Annotated in this window: 17 protein-coding genes; 12 read left to right on the top strand and 5 right to left on the bottom strand. The window is 70.1% G+C overall.

Annotated elements, in window-relative coordinates; all coding sequences use genetic code 11:
• Positions 1-699 precede the first annotated feature (699 nt).
• Entirely contained in the window at positions 700-1,083 is a 384-nt protein-coding gene (locus ASC98_RS30535; protein ID WP_157597709.1) for a hypothetical protein, read from the top strand.
• Between the two features lie 70 nt (positions 1,084-1,153).
• Here the strand turns inward: ASC98_RS30535 and ASC98_RS17040 are convergent, their stop codons facing one another.
• Positions 1,154-1,624: a BON domain-containing protein gene (locus tag ASC98_RS17040; protein ID WP_056811448.1), complete on the bottom strand. Its 471-nt coding sequence runs from the start codon at positions 1,622-1,624 to the stop codon at positions 1,154-1,156.
• 241 nt (positions 1,625-1,865) lie between these two features.
• Between ASC98_RS17040 and ASC98_RS17035 the strand changes: the two genes are divergently transcribed.
• The 3 genes from ASC98_RS17035 to ASC98_RS17025 all read left to right on the top strand — a co-directional run bounded on the left by ASC98_RS17035 (position 1,866) and on the right by ASC98_RS17025 (position 4,234).
• Entirely contained in the window at positions 1,866-3,206 is a 1,341-nt protein-coding gene (locus ASC98_RS17035; RefSeq protein ID WP_056811451.1) for a sorbosone dehydrogenase family protein, read from the top strand.
• 78 nt (positions 3,207-3,284) lie between these two features.
• A complete protein-coding gene (locus ASC98_RS17030) occupies positions 3,285-3,902 on the top strand; it encodes a DUF3828 domain-containing protein (protein WP_056811454.1) in 618 nt (205 codons plus the stop codon).
• A gap of 92 nt (positions 3,903-3,994) precedes the next feature.
• The gene (locus ASC98_RS17025; protein WP_056812107.1) at positions 3,995-4,234 is read left to right on the top strand and encodes a DUF1161 domain-containing protein; all 240 of its coding nucleotides are present in this window, start codon (positions 3,995-3,997) and stop codon (positions 4,232-4,234) included.
• A 2-nt stretch (positions 4,235-4,236) separates the two neighbouring features.
• On the opposite strand, the gene ASC98_RS17020 is transcribed toward ASC98_RS17025, so the two are convergent.
• The gene (locus ASC98_RS17020; RefSeq protein ID WP_056811457.1) at positions 4,237-4,851 is read right to left on the bottom strand and encodes a nucleoside/nucleotide kinase family protein; all 615 of its coding nucleotides are present in this window, start codon (positions 4,849-4,851) and stop codon (positions 4,237-4,239) included.
• Between the two features lie 19 nt (positions 4,852-4,870).
• Between ASC98_RS17020 and ASC98_RS17015 the strand changes: the two genes are divergently transcribed.
• The 7 genes from ASC98_RS17015 to ASC98_RS16985 all read left to right on the top strand — a co-directional run bounded on the left by ASC98_RS17015 (position 4,871) and on the right by ASC98_RS16985 (position 13,125).
• Positions 4,871-5,500, top strand: coding sequence for a pseudouridine synthase (locus tag ASC98_RS17015; RefSeq protein ID WP_056811460.1), 630 nt, complete (start codon positions 4,871-4,873; stop codon positions 5,498-5,500).
• A 4-nt stretch (positions 5,501-5,504) separates the two neighbouring features.
• Positions 5,505-6,086, top strand: a complete 582-nt coding sequence (locus tag ASC98_RS17010) for a flavin reductase family protein (RefSeq protein ID WP_056811463.1) — start codon at positions 5,505-5,507, stop codon at positions 6,084-6,086.
• A 27-nt stretch (positions 6,087-6,113) separates the two neighbouring features.
• On the top strand, positions 6,114-6,581 hold the full coding sequence (locus ASC98_RS17005) for a DUF4440 domain-containing protein (RefSeq protein ID WP_056811465.1): 468 nt from the start codon (positions 6,114-6,116) through the stop codon (positions 6,579-6,581).
• 108 nt (positions 6,582-6,689) lie between these two features.
• Positions 6,690-7,865 (top strand): MFS transporter, encoded by a 1,176-nt coding sequence (locus tag ASC98_RS17000; protein ID WP_056811467.1) that lies wholly within the window; start codon positions 6,690-6,692, stop codon positions 7,863-7,865.
• Positions 7,866-7,910: 45 nt separating this feature from the next.
• Positions 7,911-8,129, top strand: coding sequence for a hypothetical protein (locus ASC98_RS16995; RefSeq protein ID WP_162249229.1), 219 nt, complete (start codon positions 7,911-7,913; stop codon positions 8,127-8,129).
• Between the two features lie 82 nt (positions 8,130-8,211).
• Positions 8,212-11,388 carry an NAD(P)-binding protein gene (locus ASC98_RS16990; RefSeq protein ID WP_056811472.1) on the top strand — a complete coding sequence of 1,059 codons (3,177 nt, stop codon included), beginning with the start codon at positions 8,212-8,214 and terminating at the stop codon, positions 11,386-11,388.
• 48 nt (positions 11,389-11,436) lie between these two features.
• Complete coding sequence (locus ASC98_RS16985; protein WP_056811476.1) at positions 11,437-13,125, top strand: diguanylate cyclase; 1,689 nt, start codon at positions 11,437-11,439, stop codon at positions 13,123-13,125.
• Here ASC98_RS16985 and rsgA read toward each other — a convergent pair.
• Positions 13,106-14,188 carry a ribosome small subunit-dependent GTPase A gene (rsgA, locus tag ASC98_RS16980; RefSeq protein WP_056811478.1) on the bottom strand — a complete coding sequence of 361 codons (1,083 nt, stop codon included), beginning with the start codon at positions 14,186-14,188 and terminating at the stop codon, positions 13,106-13,108. The genes ASC98_RS16985 and rsgA overlap by 20 nt on opposite strands.
• Positions 14,189-14,551: 363 nt before the next feature.
• On the opposite strand from rsgA, the gene ASC98_RS16975 reads away from it, so the two are divergent.
• On the top strand, positions 14,552-15,310 hold the full coding sequence (locus ASC98_RS16975; RefSeq protein ID WP_056811482.1) for an SDR family NAD(P)-dependent oxidoreductase: 759 nt from the start codon (positions 14,552-14,554) through the stop codon (positions 15,308-15,310).
• A gap of 7 nt (positions 15,311-15,317) precedes the next feature.
• On the opposite strand, the gene ASC98_RS16970 is transcribed toward ASC98_RS16975, so the two are convergent.
• Complete coding sequence (locus tag ASC98_RS16970) at positions 15,318-15,608, bottom strand: hypothetical protein (RefSeq protein WP_157597708.1); 291 nt, start codon at positions 15,606-15,608, stop codon at positions 15,318-15,320.
• A 72-nt stretch (positions 15,609-15,680) separates the two neighbouring features.
• Positions 15,681-15,935 carry a hypothetical protein gene (locus ASC98_RS16965; RefSeq protein ID WP_056811487.1) on the bottom strand — a complete coding sequence of 85 codons (255 nt, stop codon included), beginning with the start codon at positions 15,933-15,935 and terminating at the stop codon, positions 15,681-15,683.
• Positions 15,936-15,998 lie beyond the last annotated feature (63 nt).

Raw genomic sequence — 15,998 nt, 5'->3', positions numbered from 1 at the left:
CAAACCGACCGCACCACTGGGCGGAGTCCGGAACCCGTACCCGGCGCCAAGACCCCCGTCTCGTTCGTCCCCGAACGATGTTCGGTAGCTACAAGGGCCACCCGAAGGTGGCCCTTTTGCTTTCCGGGGTCCGATGGAACCGTTCGGGCGTCGCGGTGACTCAGTGCTCGTTGTCAATCTCGGAGCACGTTGCTCCATGGAGTCGCAGTGAACCCCAACCCCAACCGCAGCGGTCCGCTCCATCGGTCCCAAAGACGGAAGTCCGACGCTTCAGCCAACCCGCCGAACCTGAAGCCGCTCACAAAGAACGTCGACGGGGCAAGAAAGACATGGGACGAGTTCACTGCGGCGAACTCGCAGCTCCCCAGCTCTGAAAAACCGAAGGGTTCGCTGCGCACCAGCCTGGCGTCCAGTCGCGACAAGGAACGCGCAGAACCGAAGGTCACATTCAATGATCGACGGTCCCGGCCTCATTCCAAGGAGCCATTGCAGCGCGTACGCCTGCAGAGAAGTCCGGGGTCGACGTCGCCGCGCAGCTCTGACACGAATGAACCATCCTCTGCGCGCTCCCTGCCCGGGACACCGCGACCCGGACGTGGCGGAAGCCAGAGCCCGACAGATGTTCGCGGACCCAGTACGCCTGACGGATCCCCGAGCCGCGTCAAGCGGTTCAAGCGGCTTCTTTCTCGCTCACCCAACATGAGCCCGCGGGAAAGAACTCAATCCGGGGCCACCTCCGAAATGCGCAAAGAGAAAAATCTGCCAATGGGCGACAAGGCGACGCCACAACCGCACCCGCTGTCACCCGAGTCGTCGCCGCCGCGGTCTCCGCAGATGTACAACCTCAAGTTCCTCGATGGTCTCAATCGGCAGATCCGACCCCATGCCGAGCCGCTGCCGGAACTGCCTGTCGAACTTCCAGAATTGAAAATTTATCGCCTGGAGGCGGAGAACCGGAGACTGGAGCGCGTGGTGAAGGAACTTCAACGCATGCATGTTGACCAGTCCCAGTGGATCGAGATACTGCTCGATGAGAACCAACGTCTGAAAGATCAGACATTGCCCCCTGCGGACCAACAATGACGAGCGGCACGGCGCGGGGAGGCGCATGCCAATGCGCCTCCCCGCGGGAAAGCAGGACTGACGCCTGCGATCAACCCTTCGCCGGCTCGACGCTCAGCTGGTTGTCGACGCTGACAACCCCCTTCACGTTCGACGCCAGCTGAGTCGCGCGCTCACGCGCCGCCTCGCTCGGTGCCGTGCCGCGCAACGCCACCCGACCGTTGTCGGTGTCGACGTTGATCTTCAGCGCGCTGAGACTCGAGTCCTTCGCCAGTTCGGCGTTCACGGTCGTCGTGATCACCGCATCGGCGACCTTGTCGCCGGCCTTGTCGGTCGCGGCCTTGGCGTCCTGCGCCACGTCGCGGCCGGCCTGCTTCGCCTGGTCCATGCCACGCGAGGCATCGGCCTGCATGTCGCGGCCCTTCTGCTCGGCCTGCGCGACCACGCCGTCGTTCGTGTTCGCTGCCGCCGATTCGGCCGACTCGCGCTTGCCGCAACCGGTGAGGGCCACGCCCGCGAGCAGGACCGCAGCGGCCGTCGTCGTCAGAGTGTGCTTGTTCATGGTTCTCTCCTGTCATGCGCCTGCAGGCGCTCTGGTTGAGCCTGTTGCAGCGGCACGGTCGCCACTGCAGCCTTGTCCTGGGACGGCTCAACCTTAGGCGCCTGTCGAAGCCGGCGCCGTCAGGCGGGTTCGCCGATGCCTGTCGGACGATGCCCACAGGCCCTGGCTCGCGACATCGTCCGACAGTGCGTCGGCCTGCCGGCCTACAGGCGGGCAACTAGCGCAGCCGGACAGTCGGCCAATGACACCGCGCCCATTCCGTTTCCGCACTGCCGTTTCCCTCGCGTCGCTGGCCGCCCTGCTCGCGCTCGCCTCGTGCGGCGGCACGGCCAACCTGCAGGTCGCCGACGGCACCGGCCCGAACCCGAAGCTGCCGCCGCCCGACAAGAGCCTGATCCCGCTCGTCAACATCGCGCCCGCCACCGGCTGGCCGAGCGGCGTGAAGCCCGCCGCAGCGCCCGGCACCGAGGTGCAGGCCTTCGCGAGCGGCCTCGAGCACCCGCGCTGGATCACCGTGCTGCCCAACGGCGACGTGCTGGTCGCCGAAACCAACGCACCGCCGAAACCGGACGACGGCAAGGGCATTCGCGGCTGGTTCATGAAGATGACGATGAAGAAGGCCGGCGCCGGCGTGCCCAGCGCGAACCGCATCACGCTGCTGCGCGATGCCGACGGCGACGGCATCGCCGAAACGCGCAGCGTGTTCCTCGCCGACCTGCAGTCGCCGTTCGGCATGGCGCTGGTCGGCAACAGCTTCTACGTCGCCAACACCGACGCCGTCGTCCGCTTCGACTACACGCCCGGCGCCACCTCGTTGCAAGGCAGCGGCAGCAAGCTGGTCGACCTGCCGGCCGGCACCATCAACCACCACTGGACGAAGAACCTGATCGCGAGCCCCGACGGCAGCAAGCTCTACGCGACCGTCGGCTCCAACAGCAACGTCGGCGAGAACGGCCTCGCGGCCGAGGAAGGCCGCGCGGCGATCTGGGAGATCGATGCAAAGACCGGCGCGCACCGCGTGTTCGCGTCCGGCCTGCGCAACCCGAACGGCATGGCCTTCGAGCCGCAGACCGGCGCGCTGTGGACGGTCGTCAACGAGCGCGACGAGATCGGCAGCGACCTGGTCCCGGACTACCTCACGTCGGTGAAAGACGGCGCGTTCTACGGCTGGCCGTTCAGCTACTACGGCGCGCACGTCGACGAGCGCGTGAAGCCGCCGCAGCCCGAGATGGTGGCCCGCGCGATCGCGCCGGACTTCGCGCTCGGCCCGCACACCGCGTCGCTGGGACTCACTTCGGCGCGCGGCAACGCACTGCCGCCCGCCTTTGCTGACGGCATGTTCATCGGCCAGCACGGCTCGTGGAACCGCAAGCCGCACAGCGGCTACAAGGTGATCTTCGTGCCGTTCGCGCAGGGCCGACCGAACGGCGTGCCGGTCGACGTGCTGACCGGCTTCCTGTCGGCCGAGGGCAACGCGCAGGGCCGGCCGGTCGGCGTGGCGCTCGACAAACAAGGCGCGCTGCTGGTGGCCGACGATGTCGGCAACGTGATCTGGCGGGTGCGGGCGGCGGGGGCACGCTGACAAGCTGTCACGACGAACCTGCGGCGTGCGTGAATTGCTGACGCGTCCCGGCCCAGGGCGGGCGCGGACAATCCGCCGATGCGCGCTCCTTCCCTGCCGGCCCGTCGCCTCCTGGCCATCGCCCTGACCTTCGCGGCCGCAGTCGCCGCGTCCACCGCACCGGGCCCCGCGCAGGCGGCCGACGCCAGCCCGCAATCGGCCGTCCAGGCCTTCTACGAGCTGCGCATCGCGCAGTTGCCAAACGGCGGCGCGCCGGACGAACCGGCATTGAAGCTGATCGCCGCGATGCTGACGCCGCGCCTGCACTGCCTGCTGAAGACGGCGCACCGCTACGACGAGGCCTTCCTCGCGACGCAACCGGGCGACAAGCCGCCGTTCGTCGAAGGCGACCTCTACTCCAGCCTGTTCGAAGGCCCGAGCCGCGTGAAAGCCCAGCCGGCGCGGCTCGCGCGCGACATCGCCTGGGTGCCGGTGCGCATGTTCTTCGACGCCGGCGGCAAGCTCGACGCGACCGGCTGGACCGACACCGTGGTGCTGAACCGCATCGACGGCCGCTGGCTGATCGCCGACGTGAACTACGGCGGCAACTTCGCGTTCGGCAACAGCGGCCGGCTCAGCGGCGTGCTGGCCGACCAGCTGGAGCGGCCCGATCCGGCGCTGAAGTGGACCGGCCGCGAAGTGCGCAGCTGCCCCTGATACAGCTGCCGGCGCGCGGCGTGGCACCATGCGCGCCGGACCACCGTCCTGCGACGATCCGACAATCCAAAGACAACCCCATGGAGAACCCGATGAAAGCCACCATCACCCTGGCCCTGGCCGCCCTGAGCACCCTGACGCTGGCCGCCGCCCCCGCCTTCGCCGCCGGCAAGTCCTGCGACGAACTGAAGACCGAGATCGCCGCCAAGCTCGACGCCAAGCAGGTCACCGGCTACGTGCTGGAGATCGTCGACGCCGACAAGGTGGGCGATGCCAAGGTCGTCGGCAGCTGCGACGGCGGCGCGAAGAAGATCACCTACGGCCGCAAGTAAGCTCAGATCGCGCAGCGCCAGTCGGCCCGTGCCGCGGTCGCACCGATCAGCTCGGCATTCGGCTGGTCGGTGCCCGCCTCCCAGGCACGTGCCTCGGCCTCATTGCGACCGAATCGCATGTGCCGCTCGATGAGCCGTCGCCGGCGCAGCGCCTCGTCCACGTCGACGTACCAGGCCTCGTCCAGCAGCGCCCGCACGCCCGACCAGCCGTGCTGGTCGAGCAGCAGGTAATTGCCTTCGGTGATGACCAGCGGCACCTCGGGTGCGATGGCGATCGCCGACGCGATCGGCTCCTCGATCTCGCGGCGGAACTCCGGCGCGTAGACCATGCCGCCACCGGCCTGCTGGCTGCGCACCCGCTGCAGCACGGCGGTGTAGCCGCCGGCATCGAAGGTGTCCGGCGCGCCCTTGCGGCCGGCGCGGCCGAGCCGGGCCAGCTCGACGTTCGCCAGGTGGAAGCCGTCCATCGGCAGCAGCACCGCCGCGCCCCCGAGTGCATCCACCAGCTGCCCGGCCAGCGTCGACTTGCCGGCACCCGGCGGGCCGATCAGGCCGAGAATGCGGCGGCCGCCGCGTGAGATCAATGCCCGTGCGCGGGCCAATGCCTGTTCGTTCATGCCCGCCAGTGTTGCACCGATGAGCCCTGCCTTGCTGTACCTCGACGAGTCGATGCTGGTGGTCGACAAACCCAGCGGCCTGCTGGCGGTGCTCGGCCGCGGCGAGGCCGGCCTGGACAACCAGGCCACCCGCGTGCAGGCCGAGGTCGCCGATGCGCTGGTGGTGCACCGGCTGGACATGTCGACCTCCGGCCTGATGCTGTTCGCCCGCGGCAAGGAGATGCAGCGCCGGCTCAGCCACGCCTTCGCGCAGCGCGAGGTGCGCAAGGAATACGTCGCGGTGGTCGACGGTCTGGTCGGCCCGGACCACGGCGAGATCGACCTGCCGCTGCTGACCGACTGGCCGAACCGGCCGCGGCAGAAGGTCGATCACGTCGACGGCAAACCGGCGCTGACGCGCTTCAGCGTGCTGCAGCGCGACTCGGTGGCCGGCACCACCCGGCTGCGGCTGGAGCCGGTCACCGGCCGCTCGCACCAGCTGCGGGTGCACCTGCTGGCACTCGGCCACCCGATCGCCGGCGATGCGCTCTACGCCCCGCCCGATGCCCTTGCCAAGGCGCCGCGATTGCTGCTGCACGCACAATCGCTGCAGCTGGCGCACCCGCTCGACGGGCGGCCGATGCGCTTCCACAGCCCCGCTCCGTTCTGACCTCATGCACGCACCCGTCGAGCTCGCCAAGTCCTACCGCCTGCTGAACCACGGGCCGACCGTGCTGGTCAGCGCCGCGCACGGCGGGCAGCGCAACATCATGGCGGCCGCCTGGTCGATGCCGCTCGACTTCAACCCGCCCAAGGTCGCCGTGGTGCTCGACAAGAGCACCGTCACGCGGCAACTGGTCGAGGGCTCCGGCACGTTCGCGCTGAACGTGCCGACGCGCGCCCAGGCCGAGGCGACGCTGGCGGTCGGCGGCATCTCGGCGAGCGAGTTGCCGCCGGGCCAGGACAAGTTCGCCGCGTTCGGCCTGTCGGCTTTCGCGGCCGAGCGCATCGACGCGCCGCTGCTCGAAGGCTGCGCCGCCTGGCTCGAATGCCGGCTGCTGCCGGAGCCGCACCTGCAGAACCAGTACGACCTGTTCCTCGGCGAGGTGATCGCCGCCTGGGCCGACCCGCGCCTGTTCGCCGACGGCCACTGGCTCGACGCCGCGGCGGGCAGCACGGTGCACTACATCGCCGGCGGCCGCTTCTTCGCGACCGGCGAGGCCTTCGACGCCAAGGCGACGCCGCGGCGGTCGTAACATCGCCCCTTCACGCACCGCCCACCCATGCCGTCCACCGCCCGCTCCCGCCGCCGCCTGTCGCTGGCGGTCGCGTCGGCGCTGTGGCTGTCGGCCTGCGCGGTGCCCGCGGTCCCACCGGTCGTTCCGCGTGCCACGCTCGAACAGCAGGTCGCCGACACCGAGCGCGCGTTCGCGAAAACCATGGCCGACCGCGACCACGCGGCCTTTTCCGCCTTCCTCGCCGACGACACCGTGTTCTTCTCCGGCCCGACGCCGCTGCGCGGCAAGGCCGCCGTCGCTGCGGGTTGGAAGCGCTTCTACGAGGGCGACAAACCGCCGTTCTCGTGGCGCCCCGACAAGGTCGAGGTGCTCGATTCCGGAGAGCTGGCGCTGAGCACCGGCCCGGTGTTCGACCCCGACGGCAAGCCGGTCGCGAGCTTCACGTCGGTGTGGCGGCAGGTGTCGCCGGGTGTCTGGCGCATCGTCTTCGACAAGGGCTGCAACTGCCCCTGACCTCCTCTCGTGTCCGATCCCCTCCTCGCCCCCCCACGCCTCGCTCCCCCACGCTTCGTGTCCACACTCCCCGCCGCTCCGCTCTCGCTGCTCTCGCTGCCGTCCTTCATGCGCTTCTGGTATGCGCGCGTCGCGGCCACGATGGCCAACCAGATGCTGATGGTGGCGGTCGGCTGGGAGATGTACGAACTCACCGGCAGTGCCTGGGACCTGGGCCTGGTCGGGCTGCTGCAGTTCCTGCCGGCGCTGCTGCTGACGCTGGTCGCCGGCCACGTCGCCGACCGGCACGACCGCAGCCGCATCCTCGCGATCAGCATGGGCGTGCAGCTGGCGATCGCCGCGCTGCTGGCCGCGGCCACGCACGGCCACTGGGCGAATCGCGAGCTGCTGCTGGTCCTGTCGATCGCGATCGGCTGCGCGAAGGCCTTCCAGATGCCGGCCCAGCAGGCGATGGTGCCGGTGCTGGTGCCGGCGGAGACACTGCCGCGTGCGATGGCGTTCAGCTCCGGCGGCATGCAGGCCGCCATCATCGGCGGGCCGGCGCTCGGCGGCTTCATCTACGTGGCCGGGGCCGATGTCGTCTACGCCGTCTGCGCCGTGCTGTTCGCGCTCGCCACAGTGCTGTTCCTGCGCGTCGGGCACCCGCACGTGCCGCCGCCGAAGGAGCCGGTGACCTTGCGCACCGTGCTGGCCGGCGTCGGCTTCATCTGGAACCGGCCGGTGGTGCTGGGCGCCATCTCGCTCGACCTGTTCGCGGTGCTGCTGGGCGGCGCGACCGCGCTGCTGCCGATCTTCGCGCGCGACGTGCTGCACACCGGGCCGTGGGGCCTCGGGCTGTTGCGCGGCGCGCCGGCGGTCGGCGCGCTCGCGATGTCGGTCGCGCTGACGCGCTGGCCGCTGCAGCGCCGCGTCGGCCACCTGATGTTCGCCGCGGTCGCGCTGTTCGGGCTGTCGACGCTGGTGTTCGCGGTGTCGAAGCTGTTCGTCGTGTCGCTGATCGCGCTGTGGGTCAGCGGCGCGGCCGACATGGTCAGCGTCGTGATCCGGCAGTCGCTGGTGCAGCTCGAGACGCCGAACGAGATGCGCGGCCGCGTCAGCGCGGTCAACTCGATCTTCATCGGCGCGTCGAACCAGCTCGGCGAGTTCGAGTCGGGCGCCACCGCGGCGCTGCTCGGGCCGGTCGGCTCGGTGCTGCTGGGCGGCGTCGGCACGCTGCTCGTCGCCGGGCTGTGGATGAAGCTGTTCCCTGCCCTCGCGCAGCGACAACGCCTTACCGGCGACTGAAGCCTGCCTGCGACAATCCGCGATTGTTGTACTGGAATGTCGATGATGTCCTGGATGTTGATCGCGGCCGCCCTGCTCGCCGCGCTGGCCCTCGCAGGCCTGTGGCTGGCCCGGCGCCGCGCGGCGCAACGCCGCGAACTCGCGCCCCTCTCGCTCCCTGGCCTGCCGCGACCGGTCGCCGTCGAACGGCGCTTTCGCGGCGGTGGCGCACCGGCCACCGGCTGGCCGTCGACGCTGGCCAGCATGCAGTTCGACGAGCACTGAACCGCGGACCGTGAAATCCTGCCACCCCTGGAACGGGTGACAAAGCGTGACTTATCCGACATCGCGGTAATACTTCGGCCCCATGACCGAAGCAGCAACGAACCGCCCCGATTTCATCTACCCCGGCGGTTCGCCGCTGATGCACCCGCCGCTGCGGCTTGATCGGTCGCGCATGTACGGCTTCTTCGTGCATGGCGAACTCGCCCGGCTGCAGGCCACCGTCGACGAGACGCTGACCGCGGTGGCCGGCGGCACGATGAGCTTCAAGGTGCTGTCGCCGTTCGTGATGCTGACCTTCACGCAGGTGCAGCATGCGCAATCGGCCTGGCCGTCGGACGCCGCGAAGGGCTGGGGCGAAGAGACCGACATCGTCACCTGGGTGATGGTCGGCCAGGTGCTCGCCGGGCAGACCGGCGTCAGCCGGGTGTTCTTCTACCCGTGCCACATCTGGGTCGACGACTGCATGGCGCTGATCAACGGGCGCGAGCTGTTCGGCTACCCGAAGTACCAGTGCGAGTACGCGATGCCGGCCGACGGCGCGCCGGCCACCCGCTTCACGCTCGCGGCCAAGGGCTTCCAGCCGTTCAGCCCGGAGTCGGTGCTGCAGATGCACCCGCTGATCGAGGTCACGGCGAGCACCGGCAACGGCCTGCGACAGGACCTGAGTGGGCTGCCCGAGCTGATCGAGCAGGCGATCGAATTGCTGGCCGCGAACCTGCCGGGCTTCCTGGCACTCGACCGCGCCGGCTGGGAGCAGGTCGCGCAGATGCTGCGCAGCCCGAACGTCGCGCAGATCTTCCTGAAGCAGTTGCCCGATGCGGCCGGCGTCAAGGCGGTCTACCAGGCCCTGATCGCCGCGCCGGCCACCGTGAAGGCGGTGCGGAAGGTGCAGCTGCTCGGCGACGACTACACCTGCACGCTGCACCCGTTCGCGAGCTTTCCGCTCGATCGCACGCTGGGCCTGAAGCTCGGCGCGCAGCCGGCGATCCTGCCCTTCCACATCGACATGGACTTCGAGGTGCCGGCCGGCGAGGAGCTGGTCGACAACTCCCGCATCGCGCCGAAGAAGATCGCGATCCTCGGTGGCGGCGTCGCGGCGATGACCGCGGCCTTCTACCTGACCGACCGGCCGGGCTGGCGCAACGCGCACGACATCACCGTCTACCAGATGGGCTGGCGGCTCGGCGGCAAGGGCGCGAGCGGGCGCAATGCCGCGCTCGGCCAGCGCATCGAGGAGCACGGGCTGCACATCTGGTTCGGCTTTTACGACAACGCGTTCAAGACCATCCAGCGCGCCTACGAACTGCTCGACCGCCCCGAAGGCGCGCCGCTGCGCGGCTGGCGCGACGCCTTCAAGCCGCAGCAGTTCATCACGCTGACCGAGCATGTGCGCCGCGGCGGCCACGACGAATGGCGGCTGTGGCCGATCGAGACGCCGGCGATGCCCGGCGAGCCCGGCCAGGGCGGCGAGACGCTGAACCTGTGGCAGATCGTGCAGGTCGGCTACGAATGGATCCGGCAGTGGCTCGGCGCGCTGAAGGATGCCGAGGCGCACGGTGCCGTCGGCCCGGCGCACCGCGCGATCGAGGCCGAGACCCATGCCGGCAGCTGGTTGCACCGCCTGGCCGCGCATGTTGAGGACGACGTGATGGCGCTGTGCAGCGATGTCGGTGTCGCCTTCGCCGCGCTGCAGCGCTTCAGCGCCGAACTGCCGGCTGCCCTGCACGACCACTCGCCGGAGCACCACGTGTTGCAGTCGAGCGCGCTGACCTGCGTGCGCACCTGGCTGCATGCGCGCTTCGACGGCCTGCTGGCCGACAGCAGCATCGCCGACGACCTGCGCCGCCTGTACATCTGCGCCGACCTCGGCCTGACCAGCATCATCGGCATGATCGAGGACCAGGTGCTGACGAAGGGCTTCGACGCGATCAACGGCGAGGACTTCCAGGCCTGGCTGACGCGCCACGGCGCGAACCCGCAGGTCACCGTGCAGTCGGCGCCGGTGGTCGGCTTCTACGACCTGGTGTTCGCCTACGAAGACGGCAACTTCGACAAGCCGAACATCGAGGCCGGCACGATGCTGCGCGGCATGCTCCGCGTGGCCTTCGACTACCACGGCGCGATCATGTGGAAGATGCAGGCCGGCATGGGCGACGTGGTGTTCACGCCGTTCTACCAGCTGCTGAAGCAGCGCGGCGTGAAGTTCGAGTTCTTCCACCGGGTCGACGAGCTGGTGCCGGACGCGGCCGGTCGCCAGGTGGCCGAGATCCGCATGACGCGGCAGGCCGCACTGGCCGATGCGGCCCAGGCCTACGACCCGCTGGTCGACGTGAACGGCCTGGCCTGCTGGCCGAGCGCGCCGCGCTTCGAGCAGCTCGACGCGGCGCAGGCCGCGCTGATGCGCCGCCACGGCATCAACCTCGAATCGAACTGGAGCGACTGGCCGCAGGTGTATGCCGACGCATTCCAGCAGCCGCTGCCGACGCGCACGCTGAAGCTCGGCACCGACTTCGACCAGGTGATCTTCGGCATCTCGGCCGCGTCGGTCGCGTCGCTGTGCCCGCAGCTCGTCGCGCGCAGCCCGGCGCTGGCCGCGTCGTGCGAGCACGTGAAGGCGGTCGCGACCCAGGCCTACCAGGTGTGGCTGAACCAGGACCTGGCGTCGCTCGGCTGGACGCTGACCGGCCCGGACGGCCAGCAGCCGGTGCTCAGCGCGTTCAGCGAGCCCTTCGACACCTGGGCGCCGATGGACCAGCTGCTGTGCCGCGAGCACTGGCCGCCGGCGATCGCGCCGAAGAACGTCTCGTACTTCTGCAGCGCACTGCCGATCTCCAGCTACCCGCCGTACAGCGACCACGCCTTCCCGAAGCGCATGGCCGACCAGGTGAAGCAAGGCGCCGTCGAGCAACTGCAGCGGCGCATCGGCACGCTGTGGCCGAATGCGGTCGCCCCCGCCGAGGGCTTCCGCTGGCCGCTGCTGGTCGACCCGTCGGACGCGCGCGGCCCGGCGCGCTTCGACAGCCAGTACTGGCGCGCCAACGTCGACCCGTCGGAGCGCTACGTGCTGTCGGTGGTCGGCAGCAGCCGGTACCGGCTCGCGACCGACGGCACCGGCTTTGCCAACCTGTACGTCACCGGCGACTGGATCCGCACCGGGCTGAACGCCGGCTGCGTCGAGGCCGCGACGATGGCCGGCATGCAGACCGCGCGCGCGATCTGCGGCCACCCGGCGCTGATCGTCGGCGAGCGCGACGTTTAAGAAGCCTTCAGGCCGCGGCGGACGCTTGTTGTTACAGTCGACGCCCTCATGACACGCCCCGCGCTCGTTGCCTGGATCGCCGCACGGCTGTGGCTGCTGGTGTCGCTGGCGGCCGCACCGGCGTTCGCGCAGACGCCGCTGTCGCCGACCGAGCCGGTGGAGCTGACCCGCAGCGGGCAGTTCTACCTGGCCGATGCCACCGAGGAGCCGCCCGACGCCGACCGGCTGGCCGAATGGCTCGCGCGCAAGACGCCGGTCGACCATGTGTCGCTGCTCGGCGGGCGCTACTGGTTCCATGCGACGGTGCGCAACGATGCGCCGGCCACGCAGTGGGTGATCGATCCGCATGCGAGCCTGATGGAGCATGTGGGCGGCTGGGTCTACGTCGGCGCCCAGCCGCCGCAGACCTTCGTGACCGGCTACCACGCCGACACGCCCTACATGCTGCACTACGGCAGCGACATCACGCTGCCGCGGGGCAGCTCGGCGCACGTGCTGCTGCGCATCGACAGCCGCTATTTCGCGCGGCTGCCCGGCATCGACATCCAGACCAGGGCCGACTACCGCCGCATCGTGATCTCGGAGAACGTGCTGGCGCTGTTCGCGCTCGGCGCACTGCTGACGCTTGCGCTCTACAACCTCTTCATGTTCCTCGGCACGCGCGACAAGGCGCTGCTGTACTACGCGCTGTACCTGCTGGCCGCCACCGCGGGCTGGGGGCTGACCTTCCACCTCCCGGCGCAATGGCTGGGCTGGCACGGGCTGCAGTGGCACTACCTGCCGTTCTTCCTGATGGTGGTGTTCAACACCCTCTTCTACATCGAGTTCCTGCAGCTGCGCGAGGCCGCGCCGCGGCTCGCGTGGGCGGGCTATGCGAACCTCGTGCTCGCGCTGGTGCTGCTGCCGAGCTGCTTCATCGCGACGTCGTGGGCGCACACGCTCGCGACCATCACGATCACGATCTCGCTGACGCTGGCGCTCGTCGCCGGGCTGCTGCGGCTGTGGTCGGGCTACCTGCCGGCGCGCTATTTCCTCGCCGCCTTCCTCGCGCTGCTGCTGCCGGCCCTGGTGATCCTGCCGGCCAACCTCGGCCTGAGCCAGGACATGGTGCGCAACCCGGAACTCATCACGCTGCTGGGCAGCACGGCCGACGCGATCCTGCTCGCCTTCGCGCTGGCCGACAAGATCCGGCTGCTCGGGATCGAGAAGGACGGCTACCTCGTCCAGCTGCACCGCGCGCTCGACCAGGCCAGCACCGATGCGCTGACCGGCATCGGCAACCGCCATGCGTTCGACCGCGCGCTGTCGGCGCTGACCGCCGCCGATTCGTCGGTCGGGCTGATGCTGGTGATGATCGACCTGGACGGCCTGAAGCGCATCAACGACGAGCGCGGCCACGCGCACGGCGACGCGCTGCTGTGCGAGTTCTCGCGCCAGCTGCAGACGCTGCGCGACCACGACATGACGGTGTTCCGGCTCGGCGGCGACGAGTTCGCGGTGCTCGGCGACATGCGACATGAAGACGAGACGCGCCGCGACATGCGCCGCTTCGAGGAGCGGCTGCATGCTGCCGGCTTCGAGGGCTGCGGCATCAGCTTCGGCATCGCGTTCGGCTCGGAGATCACCTCCAGCAGCCAGCTGCTGATCCATGCCGACGCGCGCATGTACCGCCACAAGTCGACCAAGCGCGACGCCCCGGAGAGCGCCGCGCAGGCCTTCAATCCTCGCCGCGCTTGAGCTTCATCCGCTCGCGCGCCGAGCGGCCGCGCGCCTTCCATTCGGACAGCTGCTGGTGGCGCTCCAGCACCGTCAACGTGTCGCGCCGCACCTCGCGCAGCAGCTTGTGGTAGTTGCGCACGCGGTCGGCGCCGACGCCTGCGCGCACCGCGCAGCCCGGCTCGTCTTCATGGCGGCAATCGCGGAAGCGGCACTGCAGCGAGAGCGTCGCGATGTCCTCGAAGCCGAGCGCGAGCCGCGCCTCGTCGGTGTCGGGCCGCAGCGTGCGCAGCCCCGGCGTGTCGATCACGCAGGCGCCGCCGGGCAGGCGGTGCAGCGAGCGCGAGGTGGTGGTGTGCTTGCCGCGGCTGTCGTGCTCGCGCACCGCGCCGGTGTCCTGCAGGTCGGCGCCGGCCAGCGTGTTGGTCAGCGTCGACTTGCCGGCGCCCGACGAGCCCATCAGCACCACCGTCTGGCCGGCCGACAGCCACGGCTGCAGGGCCTGCGCGGCCGCGGCGCTGCGGCCGTTGACGGCCAGCAGCTCGACCTGCGCCGGCAGCCGGCCGCGCAACCGGTCGCGGGCGTCGTCCAGGGCCTGCGGCGCCACCGCATCGGCCTTCGTCAGCACCACCACCGGCTGCACGCCGCTGCCCTGCACCAGGATCAGGTAGCGCTCGAGGCGGCGCGGGTTGAAGTCGTCGTCCAGCCCCATCACCAGCAGGGCGGTGTCGACATTGCTGACGACCGGGTGGCGGCGGCCGTCGGCATCGCGCCGCGCGATGTGGGTGAGCGGCGGCACCCGTGCGTGCACCCAGCGCTGGCCATGGGCGTCGAGCGCGGCGATCACCCAGTCGCCGACGGCCAGGCCGGTCTCGTCGTCGTCGAGCGTGCGCATCAGGCGCGGCAGCACGCGTGCGGCGTGCGAGCGGTCGCCGTCGTGCAGCTCGACGGTCTCGCGGTGCACTTCGGTCAGGCGCATCAAGCGGGCGCCGGGGGTGGAGGTTTCAGGAAGGGACGCGGCCTCGCGGGCCAGTTCGGGCGTCAGCCCCATCGAGCGCAGGCGCTCGACATCGATCTCGATCATGGTGGGTCATGTCTTTCATCATCGCGGCCGGCGCAGGCGCCGAGCCAGAGACCCTGCGCAGCGAACGCTGCAGGGCAACGAAGGAATGAAAGCTGTGCCGCGGCGGCAGGGTGCCGGCGGGGACGATCAGGACCCGGGAGAAAGGGGTAAAGCGGGGCCGATCAGCGCAGGCAGCGTGTGCGATCCGCGGACAGCAGAAGGGCAATGTCAGTCGTTCTCATCGCGTGGTCTCCTTGTTCTGTCGGGATGGCCCGGTCGCGGCGACCGGGGAAGGGCGCGAAGTGTGGCATGGCGCGCCTCAGCGCGTCAATGTCATTGCAAAGGCGCGACAATGCAGCTTCTCTGCAGGACTGGAGCGTTGGGATGATTCGATCGCTTTACATCGTCACCGGCGCGTCGCGCGGACTGGGCGCGGCGATGGCGGAACAACTGCTCGCCCCCGGCACGCAGCTGCTGTGCATCTCGCGCCGCACCAGCGAAGCGCTGGCCCTGAAAGCCGGCACCGCCCAGGCCCGCTGCGAGCAATGGGCGATGGACCTTGCGACGCCGCTGCCGGTGGCGCACCGGCTGTCGGCCTGGCTCGCGCAGATCGACCACACCTCGTTCGACACCGCGACGCTGATCAACAACGCCGGCGTGCTGACCCGCGTCGGCCCGCTCGGCCATGTCGACGGCACCGATGTCTCGAATGCGCTGCGCGTCGGGATCGAGGCGCCGCTGCTGCTGACGGCAGCCTTCCTGCGCGCGACGCTCGCCTGGCCGACCCGGCGGCGGGTGCTGCAGATTTCTTCCGGGCTTGGCCGACGCGCGATGGCCGGGCAGGCGATTTACGCCGCGGCCAAGGCCGGTCTCGATCATGCCGCCCGCACGATCGCGCTCGATGAAGCGCTGCAGCCGAACGGCGCGAAGATCGTCTCGCTGGCGCCCGGCGTGATCGACACCGAGATGCAGGCCCGGCTGCGCGACAACCCGGCCGACGGCTTCCCGGACCAGGCGCATTTCGTGAACCTGCAGCGCAACGGGGGCCTGTCCTCACCGGCCGAGGCGGCCGCCAAGGTGCTGGCCTACCTGGATCGCACCGATTTCGGCCAGAACCCCGTGGCCGACGTCCGGGACGCCTGAAGCTTCTTCAGGGCCGGTCGAGCCGCGGCGGTGCGGCGGGCACCTCGCGCGCTTCGACGTCGACGACATTCGCCGGGTCGACCGCCGCACCTCGCGGCCGGAAGCCGCCGAAGGGCTGGCGCGGATCGACCTTGAAGCGCATCACCTGCGGGCGCCGGCCGCGCAGCAGGGCCCAGGCGACCAGCGTCAGCGTGAGGACGAACCCCAGCAGCAGCAGCCCGACCGCGAAGACGGCGCCGATCAGGAGGACGACCAGGCGGACCAGGAAGGCGAGCACGCGGCGGAAGATCATGGACAAGGGGCACCTCGTTGGCGAGCCGGCATTATCGGGCCCGCCCCGACGCAGGGTCTTTCAGGTCATTCGAGTCGTTCAGCCGCGCGTGCCGCGGACCGCACGCGCCTGCTGCGCGAGCTGCAGGTCGGACACGTCGCGCTTGCCGGTCACGACCACCTGCGGCATCACGACCACCTGCATCCGCTTGCCGGTCACGGTGACGGCCGGCATCGTGATCACGGCCGTGGCGACCTGCTCGTCGGCCTGGGCGCGCGGCTGGCACAGCAGCACGGTGGCAGCGGACAGCGTGGCGATGATCAGGGTCAGGCGGGTCAGGTGGGTGGCGGTCATGTCGGGCTCCAGTCGGTGGGTGTGTCGTCGATGGAGCCAGTATCGGCAGCGTCGTCGGCGCTT

Source organism: Rhizobacter sp. Root1238 (assembly GCF_001425825.1).
Lineage (GTDB): Bacteria > Pseudomonadota > Gammaproteobacteria > Burkholderiales > Burkholderiaceae_C > Rhizobacter.
Note: the sequence above shows the minus strand (reverse complement) of the source record. Positions and strands in the feature narration are given on the sequence as shown.